Source organism: Hydrogenophaga sp. A37, from assembly GCF_002001205.1.
In the GTDB taxonomy this organism is placed as follows: Bacteria; Pseudomonadota; Gammaproteobacteria; order Burkholderiales; family Burkholderiaceae_C; genus Hydrogenophaga.
In genome coordinates, this window is record NZ_MUNZ01000182.1 from 1 (window position 1) to 19,290 (window position 19,290).

At 62.7% G+C, this 19,290-nt stretch carries 15 protein-coding genes and 1 tRNA gene; 11 read left to right on the forward strand and 5 right to left on the reverse strand.

Annotation, left to right across the window (positions count from 1 at the left end; all coding sequences use genetic code 11):
- Positions 1-342: 342 nt before the first annotated feature.
- The 3 genes from B0E41_RS26870 to B0E41_RS24150 all read right to left on the reverse strand — a co-directional run bounded on the left by B0E41_RS26870 (position 343) and on the right by B0E41_RS24150 (position 4,048).
- Positions 343-738, reverse strand: coding sequence for a hypothetical protein (locus tag B0E41_RS26870; RefSeq protein ID WP_143434003.1), 396 nt, complete (start codon positions 736-738; stop codon positions 343-345).
- 290 nt (positions 739-1,028) lie between these two features.
- Positions 1,029-2,825, reverse strand: a complete 1,797-nt coding sequence (locus tag B0E41_RS24145) for a hypothetical protein (protein ID WP_077335316.1) — start codon at positions 2,823-2,825, stop codon at positions 1,029-1,031.
- Entirely contained in the window at positions 2,822-4,048 is a 1,227-nt protein-coding gene (locus tag B0E41_RS24150) for a dsDNA nuclease domain-containing protein (protein WP_171984865.1), read from the reverse strand. Before B0E41_RS24150 ends, B0E41_RS24145 begins: the two co-directional genes overlap by 4 nt.
- Positions 4,049-4,714: 666 nt before the next feature.
- Between B0E41_RS24150 and B0E41_RS24160 the strand changes: the two genes are divergently transcribed.
- The 3 genes from B0E41_RS24160 to B0E41_RS24165 all read left to right on the forward strand — a co-directional run bounded on the left by B0E41_RS24160 (position 4,715) and on the right by B0E41_RS24165 (position 6,729).
- A complete protein-coding gene (locus B0E41_RS24160; RefSeq protein ID WP_077335322.1) occupies positions 4,715-5,785 on the forward strand; it encodes a hypothetical protein in 1,071 nt (356 codons plus the stop codon).
- An 81-nt stretch (positions 5,786-5,866) separates the two neighbouring features.
- Positions 5,867-6,220, forward strand: a complete 354-nt coding sequence (locus B0E41_RS26875; RefSeq protein WP_143434004.1) for a hypothetical protein — start codon at positions 5,867-5,869, stop codon at positions 6,218-6,220.
- Between the two features lie 92 nt (positions 6,221-6,312).
- Complete coding sequence (locus B0E41_RS24165) at positions 6,313-6,729, forward strand: hypothetical protein (RefSeq protein WP_143434005.1); 417 nt, start codon at positions 6,313-6,315, stop codon at positions 6,727-6,729.
- Positions 6,730-7,059: 330 nt separating this feature from the next.
- On the opposite strand, the gene B0E41_RS24170 is transcribed toward B0E41_RS24165, so the two are convergent.
- Both B0E41_RS24170 and B0E41_RS24175 read right to left on the reverse strand, forming a co-directional pair.
- Positions 7,060-7,959: a 3'-5' exonuclease gene (locus B0E41_RS24170; protein WP_290440867.1), complete on the reverse strand. Its 900-nt coding sequence runs from the start codon at positions 7,957-7,959 to the stop codon at positions 7,060-7,062.
- 366 nt (positions 7,960-8,325) lie between these two features.
- Positions 8,326-8,401 (reverse strand) — tRNA-Arg (locus tag B0E41_RS24175).
- Between the two features lie 439 nt (positions 8,402-8,840).
- On the opposite strand from B0E41_RS24175, the gene B0E41_RS24180 reads away from it, so the two are divergent.
- From B0E41_RS24180 to B0E41_RS24215, 8 genes are all read left to right on the forward strand, one after another.
- Positions 8,841-9,746 carry a carbohydrate porin gene (locus B0E41_RS24180; RefSeq protein WP_077335326.1) on the forward strand — a complete coding sequence of 302 codons (906 nt, stop codon included), beginning with the start codon at positions 8,841-8,843 and terminating at the stop codon, positions 9,744-9,746.
- Between the two features lie 241 nt (positions 9,747-9,987).
- A complete protein-coding gene (locus B0E41_RS24185; RefSeq protein ID WP_253195140.1) occupies positions 9,988-11,013 on the forward strand; it encodes a LacI family DNA-binding transcriptional regulator in 1,026 nt (341 codons plus the stop codon).
- A gap of 327 nt (positions 11,014-11,340) precedes the next feature.
- Positions 11,341-12,342, forward strand: a complete 1,002-nt coding sequence (locus B0E41_RS24190) for an ABC transporter ATP-binding protein (protein ID WP_077335328.1) — start codon at positions 11,341-11,343, stop codon at positions 12,340-12,342.
- Positions 12,343-12,426: 84 nt separating this feature from the next.
- On the forward strand, positions 12,427-13,728 hold the full coding sequence (locus tag B0E41_RS24195) for an ABC transporter substrate-binding protein (RefSeq protein WP_077335330.1): 1,302 nt from the start codon (positions 12,427-12,429) through the stop codon (positions 13,726-13,728).
- Positions 13,729-13,888: 160 nt separating this feature from the next.
- Positions 13,889-14,893, forward strand: coding sequence for a sugar ABC transporter permease (locus tag B0E41_RS24200; RefSeq protein ID WP_077335332.1), 1,005 nt, complete (start codon positions 13,889-13,891; stop codon positions 14,891-14,893).
- Complete coding sequence (locus tag B0E41_RS24205; RefSeq protein WP_077335334.1) at positions 14,890-16,062, forward strand: carbohydrate ABC transporter permease; 1,173 nt, start codon at positions 14,890-14,892, stop codon at positions 16,060-16,062. Before B0E41_RS24200 ends, B0E41_RS24205 begins: the two co-directional genes overlap by 4 nt.
- A gap of 141 nt (positions 16,063-16,203) precedes the next feature.
- Positions 16,204-17,553: a GH1 family beta-glucosidase gene (locus B0E41_RS24210; RefSeq protein WP_077335336.1), complete on the forward strand. Its 1,350-nt coding sequence runs from the start codon at positions 16,204-16,206 to the stop codon at positions 17,551-17,553.
- Between the two features lie 36 nt (positions 17,554-17,589).
- The gene (locus tag B0E41_RS24215) at positions 17,590-19,257 is read left to right on the forward strand and encodes an alpha-glucosidase family protein (protein WP_077335338.1); all 1,668 of its coding nucleotides are present in this window, start codon (positions 17,590-17,592) and stop codon (positions 19,255-19,257) included.
- The last annotated feature ends 33 nt before the right edge of the window (positions 19,258-19,290 follow it).

Sequence of the window (19,290 nt, forward strand, 5' to 3'; positions counted from 1 at the left end):
ACGCGGCTGCCCATGCACAAGGCCAGCCGCATCGACGAGCTCTTGCCGCACCGCTGGCAGCCCACTGACATCTGATCGTCAGACAGGACTGTCGGCGGTGGTCAACATGGGTTCGCCGGACGCTTACCGATGGTCATGGATATCAGATGTCTTGTTGCGTGTGCGGAAGTGTATTGACCGTCGGCTTCTGGCCGAGGCTGTGTGGAAACAGGTTTGCACGGCGGTGCATCGAATTCCGGTGCTGCCGATGATCTGATGAGCCTCCCAGGCCATGCTTTAGGCCGATATTTCAGATTGATTGTGTGTGTGGTGCGCTGAGGCAAAATCCATCCCAATAATTACTCAAAAAAGACTCGAGGCCAACGGATACCCCGGGGGCTGAGCCAATTTGTTTTGAATTGGAAAATTCTGATCTCTTTGTAGTATATAAATATGCCCATCAACATCGATCTGCACTTTTATTACGTCATCTTTATCAACGTACGCAGGATCTAGGATATTGTGCCCCTCCTCAGATATCACCTGGGGCGCATGCAACGAGGGAAAATACTTCCAAGTTAAAGCCCCATGTTGAACCTCAAAACTCGTACTCGTCAGAAGTATTCTCTTGAACTGTTGAGGTGCAATATTGGTTTTTCGACCACCAACATCAACGATTAAAGTCAATGCAGAATTATTAAACACCTCAGCGCTTAACCCCTTGGTGCAAGCAGAGCATAAAACAAAAGCAACCAACATTAAAAATTGCAGAACTCGGACCACGGTTCACGTACTCCCATTTCGAATTTGGCGGGTCTGGGCCTCGATTTCGTGAGCAAATGACCACGGTACCGGCCAATTTGTCGTACCAACCTTGCTTCTTCGGTACATGACCAAGGACCGCTGGCGGGCTTGACAGCGAACAGGCAGTTCCGGCCAGGAGTGGAATGTGGCGAGTGTCGGCTTGCCGGCCGCCTGAATGTGCGCGCGGAATCCTTCGCGCCGCCAAATGACCGTCGGATCCCGCTGCATTGCAGCCCTCGCGACGGTCACTCATCCTCGTCGTCTCCGGCGTCGGAAACAGGGTTGTCGCCATCCTGGGCTGGCTCGTCGGCGACTGGCGCTTGTTTCAGTAGTTCGTCGTGCATTGCCTTGACCATGCCGCTGAGCGCCTCGACGCCTGGACGAAAAGCTTCCTCCAGCAGAAGGTGGCGTTTGATGCCGAATTCCAGGATGCTGCAGTCGTCAGGCGGCACCCAGTTGTCCGGAATCGACTCGGTCGCGACCATGGTTTGGCCCGAGTGAGCTCTCTTCAGGATGGTGTCGAGCATCCGCCCGAGGCTCACAGGGTCCTGACCTGACTGTTGCGGCGTGTCGACGATGAACGGGAACATGGGGCCATCGCCGTACTCCGAGTGAGCCGACAGCAGCGCAAGGTGGTTTGCCAATACTGCGCGTGGCGCGTAGCTCCCGCTTGCGTTCGGCGAGCGCGTGCCAATCGTCACCTTCGACGCAATTTCAACCTTGGCGATATCGAGCATATCGGCGTAGGAAATCAGGTCCTCCTTGAACGATGCACGAATCCGCTTTTCTCGTTCCTTGTCGGCCAAATCCCTGAGCCTGCTGTCGTACTCTTGAAGCTCCTCGCTGGCAATGTCGAGCTCCGCCGCGAGGTCGCGGCGTGTGACGTCGTAGGCGTCCTTGAGTACGGACAGGCTCTTTGCGACCACTACGTCAGCCACGGGTCGTCCGTCGCGCTGCACCGTCAGAGACTCGTTCAACGAGCGTAGGCGCTGGGCAACAGCACTGAGCTTGGTCTGGAGAGCCACCTCATCGCCTTGCAGCTTGTCTCGTGCCGTTTGCAACCGAATGACCACTTCGTGGATGTCGTGCGCGTCGGTGGCAAGCGCCTGTCGTGCATGGAATGTCGCCGTGTGGACGTGAGAGCAAGTGGGGCAGACCAGCGGCTCGTCGTCTGAATAGTCGGCGAGGAAAGCTTGGTCCTCGACGAGTTCACGTTCGCTGGCCAAGGCCATGTTCAATTCGGCCGTGAGCTGCTGCCGATTTTGAGCAAGCTTGAATAGGTCCGCGCGCACCTCGTCTTGTTCGTCGCGCAACTTCTTCGTCAAGTCCGACACCTCGCGCAGCTCGTGCGCGAACTGGCTTTCGTCGAGGGTGGTTGTCTCCGCTGGGAGCATCTCCACCACACGCTTGTAGGAGGTCTCCTGTAGCTTTAAGTGCACCTTGGCGGTCTTGAGCTGAACAGCCGACCGCTCTCGATGCACCTGGGCCTCAAGGTAGGCCGCGGTCTTCAAGCCGGTGAATGACGAAAAGAGCGGCGTTTGCCACTTCACGAACTGGCCCAGGTACGGAAAGGTCGCCCATTTCGGGCCCCATCCGCTGTCTTGGTCGATGTAGAACGGAAGCATGGCGTAGTCGGGCCCAGCCAAGCCGAACTCACCTTCCTCCTTGCGCTGAAGCATCAGCTTGAAGCCGAAGGTCTCAGAGAAAAACTCACTCCACCTCGAGCCGGACTCGGTCGCAAACACAAGGTGGCCCAGTTCGTCGAATGCGGCGCGCTTGCGGCCTTGCCGCAGGAAGGTGAACTTCCCCGACGAGCCAACAGACAGCTCAAGGGCTGCGACCACGTTCGAGTCGAACTCGCCCGCGGCACGTCTTGCTGGGTCGCAGCCGAGCGCCCAGACCAGGTGCTTCAGGACACGCGACTTGCCTGTGCCGTTACTTCCCGCCAGCAGGTTGCGTCGAGAATGAAACTTCAGCTGCCTCGCGCTCGCGTCTCTTTCGGACAGCAGCCAAAGCTCGTTGAACACCACGATGGGGCTCATGATGCTGCCTCAGGTTGCGAACCAGTCGCAGCAGTTGAAAGGTGTCGGAGTGGTTGTGCATCTTTGAGAGTCATCGCCATCAGGCAGTAAAGGAAGCCATTAGAGTACAGGTGTGAGTCCCGAACCTTCATCGCACGGAGGTCCGCCAGCCACGCCGGCAGTCGAGCCTTGAGGTTTCCGTTGGCCTTGTATTGGTTGTTCTTGACGTATAGGTCGACCAGCGCTTGGGCAGTGAGCCAGACCACGCTAGCGCGATTAGTGACTTCCGCGCAAGCGGTGTTCACCGCAACCTCCATCTCCTGGACCATCTCGTAGTCGGCCACCTCGGCATTCAGCCGCGCGATGACCTGCTCTACCAAGTCTTGCGTTCGGACGTGGGTATCGTTGGCTGCAGCGAAGTACTGGGTTACCTCAGTTCTTGTAACAGCGCGCTCAAGCAAGCCCGCGAAGTCCTTGGCGTAGGCTCGCTTGCCGGCTCGCTGCTGCACATACGACGCTACGAGACAGATGGCAATGAACGGGGCATTGACCTGCGGCTCAATTTTCTTGAGCTGACACAGCTCCACCAACTCGCCAATGGCAAACTTGTGGGCCTCCTCAGTGGGGCAGTTGGTCACAGTCAAGCGGAAGCCATCAAGGGCAATCGCTTCGTTTTCAGGTACTTCGAGTTGCTTGCGAAAAGCCTCTTGGACCTTGGCGACTGATGCGGCTGGCAAGTCGCATAGCTCTACTGAGGTCACGGTTTCGTTTTGGTCATCGTCCCCGACTCCAACGTAGAACGGTGCGTTCGAAGCGAAGACGAGTTCCGGAGGCCGCGTGAGCGCAGAAAAGCGCTGGCGGTGGAAATACAGTTTGGCCAGCGGGGACTGTCCCAGCTTACGCGAGCGAATGGCAATCCGTCGCTTTGGTGCGGTCGGAGCGCCTGTCTCATCGATGGTGGCCTGCACTAGTTTTGCCGCAGGTGCCGGCGGTGGTGCCAGCAGGCCATTCAAGGTCCAGTGGTGCGTCGACTCGTTTTTCTTGAGCTGGATGAACGTGACGCGCGTGGGCTGCTTGGACGAGTCGAGGACCGCGATGTCCTGCTGCCATTCAAGTACGACGGCGTAGTCCTCGCCGGTCGCATGTGCCTTCAGTGTCTCAAGCACGGCTTGCCAGACCTGAAAGCTGAACCCACGGACAGCATGCTGTCCGCCGGTCTCGTCTCCGCTCCTGTCTTTGAACAAGGAGAGGACGTCGTGAAGGCTCGGTTCCCCGCCTGAGCTCGCGTTTTTCATACGCGAAGGTTACAACAGTTGGTAACGCGGTCGGTAGTTCCGAGCACTACCCGCACACGTATATGCGGTCACGGGAGTCGGACCTGGCGCGCTTGCTCTGGAAATGCGAGAGGTACGAGCTTGCCGTTGACGCATGTGTGGCCATCGACCACCTCAATGAGCATGTTGCCAAGGCGGCTCTGCCCGACGTATCGCAGCGCGCCTTCGGTTGCCAATGGCAGCTCGACCTGAGGTTGTGGCCTCGCGATGGCTGATGACCTCCTGGAAGGCCGCGTGGACATGGCTTCGCTACATATATGCATAAAAACACAGTGTGAGCAGGCGTCGATATGGCCACCACCATAGGAGCGTCGGATCAGCTTGGAGCGGTGCGCAGCGACGTCGTGCGCCCACAGCTATGCAGCGGGAACTGTCTACTGCATGAGCTCGTGGCGATCGTCAGGTCTGGGGTTGCTGGTTTCGAACCTCGACTGACTCCTGTGGGTCGACTTGCGCCGTCGGAGTGCTGGGGGAAACAGTCATTCGACCCGTCTCTACTGCGGCCGCCGGCGTCCTGTCCCCGGCCACCAGCGGTCTTCGGTAGTGTCGGCCACGGGGAGACATGTCAAAAACCATATGCTCATCGAATGGGATCGCTGGATCGCCAGCGAGGTGAACATGCGGACATTACGCCAACCAAGCTTCTATTCCTCAATGACTCTTTTCAAGACAACCCGCCGCACGCTTTTGAAGCTTATCGGTGGTCTGGCCGCCTTCCGAGGTGCGCGAAGCGGTACTGTGGACTCATTCACGCTGATTCCAGAACTCTCTACGGGGCAGTTGCTGCAATATCGCCAGGACTTGAAATTGATGCGTGACGGCGTGATCGCACATCGCTCCCGATCGACCGTGGCACTAGAGATTCGTGAACGTGTTACGGAAGGATGGATAGCACGTTGGATCACCTCGGGTAGCGAGGTGATCGAAGCCGATCCTCGCGTGCGTCCAATCCTGGAGGCAATGCATGCGCTGTGGGATGGCATCGCAATCGATCTTGTGCTGGATGAGGGCGGGCGCCTCACCGGCTTGGCTGACTTCGCGGCCGTGCGGGAACATGGCGTGAAATCCCTCGATCGGCTTGTGGCAATGTTGGCGGCCGATCCGGCACGCGCCCCATTGGCCGAGCCACTGCGGGCCGCAATGCGGGCGACTCTGGTCGACGGCGGAATGCTCGCCCAAAGTCTGCTGAAGGAACCTGCGATTTTGCTCGGTGCGATGGGTCACGATTACGGCGTTGGCGAGCCTTTAGAAGTTCGTACTCGAATCCCTTCACCGATGGGCTCGGGAGAGGTTCCGGTTCTTGGGCGCTACCAAGTGCGGGGCATATCCTCGCAGGAGCCGCGCGCCGACATAGGCTGGCTGATGGTATTCGATCGAGCCAGTATGTCGCGCACATTGGGCTCCGAGGTCTTGGGTGTCGTGCGGCAGTTTGAGACCGCCAAAGCGGCGTCAACAGGCAAGGAGCAAGAACCGGTCGCCGCATCCGTGGTCACCGACATGGCTGCAACGATTGACTTTGATGACCGCGGTGACTTCATTGTCGACACCGCGACCGCGTGGCCTGTGAACGTGCGCCATGTACGACGCGTTTCGGTGGGCGCAGGCTCGCGGGTCGATACAGTCGAGCTGACGAGACTAGAGGCCTAGTTGCGACCGAGCCGCGCGCCCGAGGGCCTCACAAGCGGAATCGGCCACCAGCGGACAAATGACCTAACTACTCGAAGACACATGCAAACCCTCGATCCCGACGGTACGAAGCTCCTTATACAGGTCGTTGAATGGCTCGTTGTTGGAGACTTCAATGCCGTTGCCGCTACGTCAGGGCACTCTCGACTGACAGCCGCGCAAATCGAAGAGGCTATCCGCTCTGACGGACGCACCTTGGTAATTCCGCCTTCAAACGCCTTGGAGGATCTGGACGTAGTTCGCGTAAAGGGAGCTTCTGAGCCAACTTGGTCGGTTCGTTTCGACTTGTGGACTCTTGAGGACGGTCGCTCCGATTTGTCACTTGAATGCACTATCTGTAGACGGCTGCAATCAGCCGGCGCAACCATCGAAATCGACGGTATTCACGTGCTGTAACTTTGACACCTGTCGCGGTCCCGATCCCGATCCCGATCCCGATCCAGAATGATCGAGCATGACGAACAACGACCAGAAGCGGACAAACTGACATGAACCCGTCCTATCGTTTTACTTTTGAAGACAACTGGGAAGTGTTTCCCATGGCTTTTTGGGTGCACACGCGCGCGGACGACGGTTCGAACGAATGGAGCCCACCCGTTCCTATGGAAGTGCAACACAAAGGCTTCCCGGTACTCAGAGTAGATTGGGGTCAGCACGAGCTGCAGTTCAGTGCACCGGGGCAACTCGCGCACTTCATTGACGTGCTTTCAACGAAGCCTCTGCCGACCTCCAAAATTCTGTCTGCTCGGAAGAACGCGCCAGTGGGTCCCAATGGGCATTGGTTGAGTCGGCTGCCTGGTGACTTGAAGTCCCCGCGAACGCGCGAGAAGCTCGTCGACGCAATGAGGCAGGTCTACAGCGAGGCTGTGACGAGAGGCGGCTCAGATTTCAAAGTGAAATCGTAGTCCTGAACCGGGGATGTTGATGTCTGTTTGGGCTCGGGTACAGCCACTCACCTTAGGCGCGAGGGGTCGTTCTCGAAGCACGAACAGGCTCGCATGTGTTGAGACCGGTGACGGAGGTGCAGCGGTCGTTCGACCAACCAATCCTTGAAGGACAGGTGACCTCGTCTACCGACATTCAGGAGTTCAAGGTCACCGGCAGCAACCAGCCTGTTTCGGTCCGTCGGTCTCGCGGGTCGAACTCACACCGGACATGGTTACAAGGCGCGAAACGCTGAAACATAGTTGGGGGAACGCCCCTGCCACAAAGCAACGCACGGGGTTCGGCTTGCGCTACGTCTGCTGAAGACCTCTGATCTGTTTCTCACCCGACCTTGCCGAGTACCGAGTCAGCGCATCCAGCACCTCCACCTCGATGGGCGCGCGCCGCCCACCATAGACCTCGGCCTTGAGCCAGGCCAGTTCGGCGTTCAGGGCGTCTTCACTGCCCAGGCTGCAGAACCAGACGCGGGCATCGCCATCCCAACGGTAGCCGCGCCCTTTGAGCTTGTCTTTGCTTTCAAAAGGCGCACCACAGGCTCGCAGCTTGTAGCTGGATTGAGCCACTGCCGTGATCAAACGGCTCAGCCCCGTGGTGGCGCTTTCGGCATCGCTGCAGCTGAGCACCTGCAGCAGTGCGTGACAGTCCACCAGCGCGCGGTGGGCGTCGTAGAACCAGCCGCGGTCCTGCGCCAATGCACTGAGCTTGGCCGACGCTGCGCCTTGAGTCTTCCAGTCAATATCCGCGAAAGAACAGGCCCAGGGTTTGTTCAAAAAACCAGGGAAGCGCGCCTCCACAAACGGTCGATCAAAACCAGCGTTGTGTGCGATGACCAGGTCGGCGCGGGCCAGCAGGTCTTCTACGCGGGCATCGTCCAAATGCTGCCCTCGCACCATCTCGTCGGTGATGCCAGTGACCTGCCTGGCGACCTCCGGGATGGGCATGCCCGGATCTTCAAAACCTTCGAAGGTTTCAACCCGCCCGAAGGGTTGACCGGTGGCGGTGTCTACCTGAACCAGCAGCATCGCCAGTTCAATGATCTGGTTGCCGGCGTGGGACAGCCCGGTGGTTTCCGTGTCGAGGATCAGCACCCGCCTCGCTGTGGCATTCACATCGTGTCCACTGGGCGAGGCACCGTAGTCCCCCACCGGCACCAGCCGCCGCAGCACTCGGAAGTCGGGGTGAGACTCCAGTCGCTACGCCATTTCTTCCGGCGTGAGCTGTGTGGTTGCAGTGTTCGCGGTGGGCAGCGATGCGCGCTCCTGCGGAGGCGCAAATTCGAAACTGAGTTGACTCATAGGATCAGGCCGATTTGCCCGGCCATGGTGACCACTGAATCTGGGCCAAGAGACCGATGGTCGAAACATGTCGGGACGGTGCGAACGGGAAAGTTGGATGGGCCACGCGTGGGCCATGGATGGGCCACAGCATGAACCCATCCACCGATAAGACCATGGGTCTCAGCGGCTACATGGCCTTGATGCAAGACGAGAAGGAGCCCGGAGGGCATGACTTGAAAGCGGCGTGGGCCATGAAGATCCCACGTAAGTCATTGATTTTGGTGCGGCTGGCGGGGATCGAACCCACGACCCTTGGCTTCGGAGGCCAATACTCTATCCACTGAGCTACAGCCGCATGCTGTAAGGAGACCAATAGTCGAATTGTTGCATGCCGGGTCAGTGACCATAGGCTTCGGAGGCCAATACTCTATCCACTGAGCTACAGCCGCACGGACAAACAGCCCGCCATTCTCGCACAGCCGCCGTGTTGGCTCCGCCCTGACGGCGGCTGCGGGCCGTTGCACGGGGCTCAACACCGCGATCCAACGCCTCTAACTTCGTGTACTTTTATTACAGTGCAATCAGTTGCACTACACGGGTTTTCCCACCCCCAATTTTCGTTGTTTTTCAGCGATTACGTACTGGTTACAACGTTTTGTTCAGGGTTTTCACTCACTGCAACCGTTTGCACCGGTGGTCGAATTGCGCTGCTTTCCTGCTCGATTGCTTTCGGCAAGGGTTGAAACATTGGTACAGGAGAGAGCAATTCACAACATCTACTCCGGAGTTCCCTCATGCAAAACGTTTTCAAACTCGCGGCTGTTGCCGCCCTCTGCGCCTCTGCCGCTGCCGCCCACGCTGACGTCGCCATGGACGCCAACCTGGAACTCGACACCACGTACCAGAGCAAGGTGAAAGACGCCTCCAACGCCCGTGACAGCGACCTGAACATGGGTGGCCGCGTGGAATTCAACGTGGGCGCCAAGGCCACCAACGGCGACGCCTTCGTCGCTGCACGCGCTTCCCTGCTGCTGAAGAAAGACGGCGACGCCGCCACCGACGACATGTGGGTCCAGTTCGGCAACGCCGGCATGGACGTGAAGATGGGCCGCTTCGAAGCCATGGACCTGTTCCCCCTGGGCAAGGACGTGCTGGTCGAGAACAGCGGCTACGGCGGCTACCACGCCAACAAGCTGCGCGGCCGCTTCGGCAAGGACAGCGTGCACATCGCCCCTGGCTTCAACGCCGGCCCGGCGCGCATCGAAGTCGGCCTGGTCTACAGTAAGGAAACGGGTGAGGCCCGCGGCGTGCGTCCGGCGGTCAGCTTCGCCTCCGGCCCGTTGACCTTGCGCGTGGGCGTTGAGTCGGTCAAGGTGGTTGGTGGTACCGACAGCACCAACGGTGCCGGCGTGTCCCTGGGCTACGCCCTCGGCTCTGACGCCAGCATGAACCTGAGCTTCGCCAAGATGGAAGACGACAAGTCCGTCGGCCTGAACGGCACGTTCGGTCCGGCCGGTTTCGGCGTGATCCTGGACAAGGGCGCCAGCGGCGCCAAGAACAACACGTTCTACGCCGCCTACTCGCTGCCGCTGTTCGGTGTGAAGGGCGCGACCATCACGCCAGCCGTCAGCTTCGCCAAGGGGGGCTCGGGCAGCAAGAACCAAACCGCTGCCCGCGTGCGCATCAACTACGCGTTCTGATCGGGGTCACTCCCAATCAATCCCCGGTGGGCGGAGTCGCAAGGCAAGCTCACCATTTCCTCTCGGCAATCAGAGTTTGGCCCGGGTTCCGCAAGGCGCCCGGGCTTTTTTTCACCCTCGTGGCCCTCACCATGTCCGACCTTGTGTGCGGGTCGTTATGGAATGAAATAATGTGCCAATGCCCCGCTCCCCTCGCAAGACACCCTCACCCACCGCCGTCCCGGTCCCACCAGCCCCCTCGATGAGCCTCGCGCCACCCGAACAGGGTCGCCGCCGCATGCAGATGGCCGACATCGCTCGGCTGGCGGGCGTGTCCGCGTCCACCGTGTCGCGCGCGCTCAGCGGCAGCCCGCTGATCCCGGAGGCCACGCGCAAGCGCATCGCCGAGCTGGCGAGTTCGCTCAACTACCGCGTCAACGTGGGCGCGGCCAATCTGCGGCGCAAGGACGTGCACACGGTGGGCGTGATCATCCTGGGCGACAGCATGCAGTCCATCTCGGATCCGTTCCTGCTGAGCATCCTTGGCACCGTGGCCGACACGCTGGACGAGCGCGGCATGAGCCTGCTGCTCTCCCGCCTGAAAGAAGGCCAGCCACACCAGCTGCCCGCGTTTGTCGAGAGCGGCCAGGTGGCCGGGCTGATCGTGATCGGGCAGCTGACCTGGCACGAGCACCTGAACCGGTTGGCCGCGCAGCGCATGCCCATGGCGGTCTGGGGCGCCTGCCTTCCGGACGCGATGTACCCCGTCGTGGGTGGCGACAACGAGCAAGGCGGCTACCTCGCCACGCGCCACCTGGTCGAGCGCGGCTGCCGGCGCATCGCCTTTTTTGGCGACACCACACACCCCGAAGCCGGGCTGCGGCACCGCGGTTACCAGCGGGCGCTGGCCGAAGCGGGCATCCCGGAAGACCCGCGGCTGCAGCAGTCGTTCCTGTTCGGCGATGTGCGCATCCGCCAGACCATTGACGCCTGGCTGGCCCGTGACCTGCATTTCGATTCGATCTTTGCCAGCAGCGACGTCACCGCCATTTCCCTCATGGGCGCGCTCAAGGAGCGTGGCATCGATGTGCCGGGCCGGATCCGGATCGTGGGCTACGACGACATCGCCTTGGCGGAACACGTGCACCCCTCGCTGACGTCCATCCGCCAGCCCACGGAAACGGCCGGCAAGGCGCTGGTCGAGCTGCTGTTCGAATCGATCGCCGGTCAGCCCCCGCGCGCGGTCACCCTGCCCGCTCAGCTCATCGACCGCGAAAGCAGCCGGTGACTTGGACTACCCCCGCCGCGCTGCGCGCGACCCCCTGAAGGGGGCAACGCGAGCGGCCTGGCGGAGCCAGTTCCGCCGCGTTCTGGGTGGGTACATCGCTTCTCGCTACTGCCGCGTTCTGGGTGGGGCATTTCGCGCCGGAGATGACCCCGCTCACGCTGCGCATGGCTCGCCCCCTCGCCCCGTTACGTACCCAAAACAAGTAGGAAACCTAGGGCAAACCCGATCATGCAATCGTTTGCACCAATGCTTAAATACAAACATTCGGGCTGAAGCGATCTCACGCGGCGGCCCAGCACCCCTGGTCCATCCTTGAGGCATTCCGCAATGAGCCAATCCAGTCTGCGACTGCGTGACATCCAGAAGAGCTACGGCAAGATCCATGTCATCCATGGCGTGAACCTGGACATCGAGCCCGGCGAGTTCGTGGTCTTCGTGGGGCCTTCGGGCTGTGGCAAGACCACCTTGCTGCGCATGATCGCCGGCCTGGAAGACATCTCCGGCGGCACGCTGTCCATCGCCGACCAGACCGTCAATGACCTGCCGCCGAGCGAGCGCGGCGTGGCCATGGTGTTCCAGAGCTACGCGCTGTACCCGCACAAGACGGTGTACGACAACATGGCCTTCGGCCTGAAGATCGCCAAGGTGCCCAAGGCCGACATCGACCGCCGGGTGCGCGAGGCGGCCGAGATCCTGCAGATCACCGAGTACCTGCAGCGCCTGCCCAAGGCCTTGTCGGGCGGCCAGCGCCAGCGCGTGGCCATCGGCCGCGCCATCGTGCGCAACCCCAAGGTGTTCTTGTTCGACGAGCCGCTGTCCAACCTGGATGCGTCCTTGCGCACCAAGATGCGCGTGGAGCTGGCCACGCTGCACCGCCGCCTGGGCGCGACCATGATCTACGTGACCCACGACCAGGTGGAAGCGATGACGCTGGCCGACAAGATCGTGGTGCTCAACAAGGGCCGCATCGAGCAGGTGGGCGCGCCGCTGCACCTCTACAACCACCCGGCCTCGCTCTTCGTCGCGGGCTTCATCGGTTCCCCGCAGATGAACTTTCTCGGCGGCGAATTTGCCCGGCAGCACGGCGCCACCACGGTCGGCCTGCGCCCCGAGCACCTCAAGGTCATGGCCGGTGGCAGCCTGCAAGGCACGCTGCGCCACGCCGAAATGATGGGCAACGAAACCTTTGCCTATGTGGACGCAGGCGAGCTGGGCGAGATCACCGCCCGCATGGACGGCACACTGCCGTTGCGACCGGGCGAACGCGTGGAGCTGGGTTTTGACGCGCAGCACCTGTACCGCTTCGACGCCGAGGGCAAAGCCCTGTAGGCACCTATTCAACGGGCCCCGAGGGCCTGTCACCGTTTTTGCGCTGTGGATGGTCTGCGGCGCATTTTGTGGAGCAAGAGAGACATGTTCAAGAAAACCGCAATGGCCGGCGCCGCCACCCTGGCGCTGGCCGCATCCGTCGCTCCCGCGATGGCCGCAGACTACAAGGGGCCCGACCTCAAGGGCGAAGTGGTCACCGTCACCTGCCCCTGGACCGGCGCCGAAGAGGGCATGTTCAAGAAGGTCATCGCCAACTTCGAGAAAGCCACCGGCGCCACCGTCAAGCACTCGTGCTCACAGAGCTCCGAGCAGCAGATCGTGATCGACATCAAGGCCGGCTCGCCGTCCAACATCTCGGTGTTCCCGCAACCCGGTCTGGCCGCCAACATGGCCGCCATCGGTGGCCTCACGCCGCTGGGCAACAAGTCGCGCGACTGGGTCAAGGCCAACTACGCCGCCGGCAGCTCGTGGGCCGACCTCGGCACCTACAAGGACAAGGCCGGCAAGGAAGCGTTCTACGGTTTCTTCTACAACGTCAACGTCAAGAGCCTGGTCTGGTACATCCCCGAGAACTTCAAGGAAAAGGGCTACAAGGTGCCCAAGTCCATGGAGGAGCTGCAGGACCTGACCAAGAAGATCGCCGCCGACGGTGGCAAGCCCTGGTGCATCGGCCTGGGCAGCGACGCCGCCACCGGCTGGCCCGCGACCGACTGGGTCGAAGACATGATGCTGCGCACCCAGAGCCCCACCGTCTATGACGAGTGGACCAGCAACAAGATGAAATTCAACGACAAGCGCGTGGTCGAAGCGATCGAGGCCTATGGCTGGTTCGCCCGCAACGACGCCTACGTCGACGGCGGCGCCAAGGCCGTGGCCACAGTGAGCTTCAAGGACAGCCCCAAGGGCATGTTCGGCTCGCCGCCCAAGTGCTACATGCACCGCCAGGCCTCGTTCATTCCGGCCTTCTTCCCCGAAGGCAAGGCCGACGACGCCGACTTCTTCTACTTCCCGTCGTACGCCGGCAAGAAGCTGGGCAACCCGGTCCTGGGTGGCGGCACGATCATGACGATCACCAAGGACAGCAAGGGCGCCAAGGCCTTCATGGAGTACCTGCAGCACCCGCAGGCGCACGAGATCTGGATGGCCGAAGGCGGCTTCCTGACCCCGCACAAGGGCGCCGATCTGGCCAAGTACAAGACCAAGGCCCTGCGCAAGCAAGGCGAGATCCTGCAAGGCGCGACCACCTTCCGCTTTGACGGTTCCGACCTGATGCCCGGCGCCGTGGGTGCCGGCAGCTTCTGGAAGGGCATGGTCGACTACTCGGGTGGCAAGTCCGCCCAGGCCGTGGCGGATGACATCCAGAAATCCTGGGAAGCTCTGAAGTAACCCCCCGCGCCGCCGTTGGCGTCACCCCCCAGGGGGCGATGCCAGCGGCCCGGCGGAGCCGGTTCCGCGGCATCCCCGGTGAGGACACCGCGTGCCGGACAGGTCTCTTCAGTTCCTTTTTGCGGTTGTTCCCGCTGCCAACCAACTTGCACTGACCACCATGAGTGATTCGATCTTTCAAACCCTGCTCGCTGTGGTGGTCAGCATCGGTGCCTGCCTGCTGTATTTCGCGGGCAGCAATTTCGTGCTGGACCGCATCCTGGCCCTGCCCTTTGCGACGCGCAACCGGCGCGAGGCGATCCGCTCCAACGTGCAGCCCTGGCTGTTCATGGCGCCGGCACTGTTGCTGCTGGGCGTCTACCTCGTCTACCCGCTGGTCGAGACCTTCCGCCTGAGCTTCTTCGACGCGGTGGGCGAGACCTTCGTGGGCCTGGCCAACTACGTCTGGGTGTTCAAGGACGACAACTTCTTCATCACCATCCGCAACAACTTCCTGTGGTTGCTGGTGGTGCCCGCCGTGTCCACGGCGCTGGGCCTGATCGTGGCCGTGCTGGCCGACCGCGTGTGGTGGGGCAACGTGGCCAAGACGCTGGTGTTCATGCCCATGGCGATCAGCTTCGTCGGTGCCAGCGTGATCTGGAAATTCGTCTACGACTTCCGTGGGCCGGACAACGAGCAGATCGGCATCCTCAACGCCCTGGTGCAAGGCATGGGCATGGAGCCGCAGGCCTGGGTGACGGTGCCGTTCTGGAACAACTTCTTCCTCATGGCGATCCTGATCTGGATCCAGACCGGCTTCGCCATGGTGATCCTCTCGGCTGCGCTGCGCGGCGTGCCCACCGACACCATCGAGGCGGCGCGCATCGACGGCGCCACCGAGCTGCAGATCTTTTTTGAAATCATGGTGCCGCAGGTGATGTCCACCATCCTCGTGGTCTGGACCACCATCACCATCACCGTGCTCAAGGTGTTCGACATCGTCATGGCCATGACCGGCGGGCAGTGGGACACCAGTGTGCTGGCCAACCTGATGTACGACTGGATGTTCCGCGGCGGCGGCGACTACGGGCGCAGCTCCACGCTGGCCATGGTGCTCATGTTCGCCGTGATCCCCGTGATGGCCTTCAACATCCGCCGATTCCGCGCCGAGGAGGCCCAGCGATGAAACTCCGATTCAATGCCACCGCCGTGGTCTCGCACGCCCTGCTGCTGGCCATCGTGCTGGCCTGGGTGCTGCCCACCTTCGGCCTGCTGATCTCCAGCTTCCGCGACCGCGAGCAGATCGTGAGCAGCGGCTGGTGGACCGCCCTGTCCACCCAGACCCGGCCCGACATGCGCCGCACCGCCGGAGCCCAGAGCGTGGTGCCCGAGGGCGAGCGCTTCGTGATGGCCGGTCGCCTGTTCCCCGAAGGCGCCTCGGTGAAACTGAGCCGCTTCTCGCTCAAGTCGGCCAACCCCGGCGAGTTCCCCGTGGGCCAGCCGGTGGAGCTGACGGACGCCCAGGTGTTCGACGACGAAGACGGCCAGCCCGACGGCACGCTCACCGTGAACGCCGACGGCAGCTACCGCATGGTGCTGAACCAGGCCTACGAAAAAGACCGGGGCATCCGCATCTTCTTCGTGGCCGAAACGCCGCCCTCCTTCTCGACCACCAACTACGAAAAGGTGGTGGCGTCCGAGGGCGTGGGCGACGCCTTCCTCAACACCTTCAAGGTCACGATCCCCGCCACCTTCATCCCGATCCTGATCGCCGCGTTCGCGGCCTACGCCTTCAGCTGGATGGAATTCCCCGGTCGGCGCTGGCTCTTCGTGCTGGTGGTCGCCATGCTGGTGGTGCCGCTGCAGATGTCGCTGATCCCGCTGCTGCGGCTGTACAACGACCTGGGCGCCACGCTGGGCATGCCGTCCAAGTCGTACCTGGGCATCTGGCTGGCGCACTCGGCCTTTGGCCTGCCGCTGGCGATCTATTTGCTGCGCAACTACATCGCCTCGCTGCCGCGCGACATCATCGAAAGCGCGCGCATGGACGGCGCCACGCACTTCCAGATTTTCACCAGCATCGTGCTGCCGCTGTCGGTGCCGGCACTCGCGAGCTTTGCGATCTTCCAGTTTCTCTGGGTGTGGAACGACTTCCTGGTGGCGCTGGTCTTCCTGGGCAAGGCGCCCGACCAGGTGGTGCTGACCATCAAGCTCAACGACCTGCTGGGCTCGCGCGGCGAGAGCTGGGAAATTCTGACCGCCAGCGCCTTCGTGTCCATTGCCGTGCCGGTGCTGGTGTTCTTCTCGCTGCAACGCTTCTTCGTGCGGGGGCTGCTGTCTGGCTCGGTGAAGTGAGCCCCCCCCTGCGCCGCTTTGCGGCTTCCCCCCAGGGGGACCACGCCCTTGGACCGGCGGAGCCGGATCTTCGGCGTGTGCTTGAACAGACACCTCGCTTCGGCAAATCCTCTTTTCACCATCACTTCTCACCCATCACCGATGAACGACGGACTGAATTTTCCTGCCGCTTTTGAATGGGGTTGCGCGACCGCCGCTTTCCAGATCGAGGGGGGCGGCCGTGAGGGGGGCAAGCTGCCGAGCATCTGGGACGATTTCTGCGCTCAGCCCGGCCGCATCAAGGATGCGAGCGACGGCCTGGTCGCCTGCGACCACTACCACCGCTACCCCGAGGATGTCGCGCTGATGGCCTCGCTGGGTTTCCGGCACTACCGCTTTTCCATCGCCTGGACGCGCGTGGTGAACGCGCAGGGCCACGCCAACCAGGCCGGCCTCGACTTCTACCGCCGCCTGCTCGACGAGCTGCAGCAGCACGGCATCACGCCCAACGCCACCCTGTTCCACTGGGACCTGCCCTCGCACCTCGAAGGCGGCTGGTTGAACCGCGACACGGCGCACCGCTTTGCCGACTACGCGGCCCTCGTCGCGCGCGAGCTGGGCGACCGCCTGCCCCGCGTGGCCACGCTCAACGAACCCTGGTGCAGCGCCTTTCTCGGCCACGATGTCGGCGTGTTCGCGCCCGGCGTGCAGGACCGCGAAGCCTCGTTGCTCGCCGCCCACCACCTGATGCTCGCGCACGGCTTGGGCGTGCAGGCCTGGCGCGCGGTGCGCAGCGACACCTCGCTCGGCATCGTGCTCAACCCCGAGCTGAGCGACCCGTTCAGCAGCGCGCCCGCCGACGTGACCGCCGCGCGCATGGCAGAGCTGGAGCGCAACGAGGTGTTCCTCAACCCGCTGTTCGGCCGCGAATGGCCGGCCGAGATGCTGGCCCAGATCGGCTCGCACGCCGAGGCCCGCCACGCGGGCGACCTGGCCATCTGCGCCCAGCCGCTGGACTTCATCGGGCTGAACTACTACACCCGTTCGGTCGCGCGCGCGCCGGTGAGCCAAGGCGATGCGGCCCGGGGCTACACCTTCGTCGCGCCCGATGGCGACCAGCTGCCCCTGACCGACATAGGCTGGGAGATCTACCCCGTGGGCCTGCGCCGCGTGGTCGAGAACCTGCTGAAAGCGTGGCCGCTGCCGCCGATCTGGATCACCGAAAACGGCGCCGCCGACAACACCGGCGTGGTGAATGGAGAGTGCCGCGACGACATGCGCATGCGCTACCTGCAGACCCACATGGCCCAGCTCGCCGCCATGGTGGACGCGGGCATCGACATCCGGGGTTACTACGTCTGGAGCCTGCTCGACAACTTCGAGTGGGCCCACGGCTACACCCAGCGTTTTGGCGTGGTCCACGTGGACTACGCCACCCAGGCCCGCACCCCCAAACACAGCGCACGCTGGCTGCAGGCGCTCATGCAGCGCCACGTCACCACGCCCGCCTGACCACCCTACCTTTTCCTGCACCGCACCGTTTCACCCATGAACCACCCTTTCCCCCAAGCCCCCAACAACGGCTGGTGGCGTGGCGGCGTGATCTACCAGATCTACCCGCGCTCCTTCCAGGACAGCAACGGCGACGGCATCGGCGACCTGCCGGGCATCACGCAGCGCCTCGACCACATCGCCGCGCTGGGCGCCGACGGCATCTGGATCTCGCCCTTCTTCAAGAGCCCGATGAAGGACTTCGGCTACGACGTGAGCGATTACTGTGACGTCGACCCGATGTTCGGCACGCTCGACGACTTCAAGGCGCTGGTGGCGCGCGCCCACACGCTCGGCCTCAAGGTCATGATCGACCAAGTGCTCTCGCACTGCGCCGACGAGCACCCCTGGTTCGTGGAAAGCCGCGCCAGCCGCGACAACCCCAAGGCCGACTGGTTCGTCTGGGCCGACCCCAAGGACGACGGCAACCCGCCCAACAACTGGCTCTCCATCTTCGGTGGCAGCGCCTGGCAGTGGGACACGCGGCGCTGCCAGTACTACCTGCACAACTTCCTCACCAGCCAACCCGACCTCAACTTCCACAACGGCGAGGTGCAGGACGCCCTGCTCGCCACCGTGAAGTTCTGGCTCGACCTGGGCGTCGACGGCTACCGCCTCGACACCGCCAACTTCTACTTCCACGACGCCCAGCTGCGCAACAACCCGGGCCGTGGCGCGCCCGACCCGAACAACCCCGACCCGGCGGTCAACCCGTTCAACCCCTACGGCTGGCAACGGCACGTGCACGACAAGAGCCAGCCGGAAAACCTGGTGTTCCTGCAGCGCCTGCGCGCCCTGCTCGACCAGTACCCAGACACCACCATGGTCGGCGAGATCGGTGACGACGACGGCCTCGCGCGGGTGGCCGAATACACGGCGAGCGGCCCGAACGGCGAACGAAGGCTGCACATGGCCTACTGCTTCGACCTGCTGGGCGAAGCGCACGATGCCCCGTTCCTGCACGGTTTTCTCTCACGCTTCGGCGAGATCGTCGGTGACGGCTGGCCCTGCTGGGCGTTGTCCAACCACGACGTGGTCCGTTCGGCCACACGCTGGGGCGGGCCAACCCCCGACCCGCGCCTGTTGCGCCTGGCCGCGACCTTCCAGGCCAGCCTGCGCGGCACGGTCTGCCTCTACCAGGGCGAAGAGCTGGGCCTGCCCGAAGCGCAACTCGCCTTCGAAGATTTGCAAGACCCGTACGGCATCACCATGTGGCCCCAGTTCAAGGGCCGCGACGGCTGCCGCACGCCCATGCCGTGGTCGGGCGACGCCGCGCACGCCGGCTTCTCCAGCGGTCCCAAGACCTGGTTGCCTGTGCCCCCCGAGCATCGCGCACTTGCCGTGGACCGTCAGCAAGGGCTGGCTGAGAGCCTGCTGAGCCACTTCACCCAGCTGCTGCACTGGCGGCGCGCGCAACCTGCGCTGCGGAACGGCCGCATGGCGCTGCTGCCCGTCCACCCGCAGGTGCTGGCCTTCGAGCGCGACGACGGCACGCAGCGGCTGCTGTGCGCCTTCAACTTCAGCGACGCCCCGGCCGAGCTGACGCTGCCCGCCGGCTGGGCGCAAGCCGCACCGCTGGCCGGCGGCGTCGCGACCGGCGCGCGGGTGACAGATGCTGCCGTGTTGTTCGACGCTTGGGGCTGCGTGTTCCTGGAAAAGGCCTGACGGTTTCGGGTGGTCACAAGGCCTGTCTGAATC

Bases quoted from the DNA above. Each gene is read 5' to 3' on its own strand.
- B0E41_RS24190 (WP_077335328.1), top strand. From the start codon at position 11,341: ATGAGCCAATCCAGTCTGCGACTGCGTGACATCCAGAAGAGCTACGGC.
- B0E41_RS24145 (WP_077335316.1), bottom strand. From the start codon at position 2,825: ATGAGCCCCATCGTGGTGTTCAACGAGCTTTGGCTGCTGTCCGAAAGA.
- B0E41_RS26870 (WP_143434003.1), bottom strand. From the start codon at position 738: ATGTTGGTTGCTTTTGTTTTATGCTCTGCTTGCACCAAGGGGTTAAGC.
- B0E41_RS24210 (WP_077335336.1), top strand. From the start codon at position 16,204: ATGAACGACGGACTGAATTTTCCTGCCGCTTTTGAATGGGGTTGCGCG.
- B0E41_RS24165 (WP_143434005.1), top strand. From the start codon at position 6,313: ATGAACCCGTCCTATCGTTTTACTTTTGAAGACAACTGGGAAGTGTTT.
- B0E41_RS24160 (WP_077335322.1), top strand. From the start codon at position 4,715: ATGCTCATCGAATGGGATCGCTGGATCGCCAGCGAGGTGAACATGCGG.
- B0E41_RS24205 (WP_077335334.1), top strand. From the start codon at position 14,890: ATGAAACTCCGATTCAATGCCACCGCCGTGGTCTCGCACGCCCTGCTG.
- B0E41_RS24215 (WP_077335338.1), top strand. From the start codon at position 17,590: ATGAACCACCCTTTCCCCCAAGCCCCCAACAACGGCTGGTGGCGTGGC.
- B0E41_RS26875 (WP_143434004.1), top strand. From the start codon at position 5,867: ATGCAAACCCTCGATCCCGACGGTACGAAGCTCCTTATACAGGTCGTT.
- B0E41_RS24185 (WP_253195140.1), top strand. From the start codon at position 9,988: ATGAGCCTCGCGCCACCCGAACAGGGTCGCCGCCGCATGCAGATGGCC.
- B0E41_RS24195 (WP_077335330.1), top strand. From the start codon at position 12,427: ATGTTCAAGAAAACCGCAATGGCCGGCGCCGCCACCCTGGCGCTGGCC.
- B0E41_RS24200 (WP_077335332.1), top strand. From the start codon at position 13,889: ATGAGTGATTCGATCTTTCAAACCCTGCTCGCTGTGGTGGTCAGCATC.
- B0E41_RS24180 (WP_077335326.1), top strand. From the start codon at position 8,841: ATGCAAAACGTTTTCAAACTCGCGGCTGTTGCCGCCCTCTGCGCCTCT.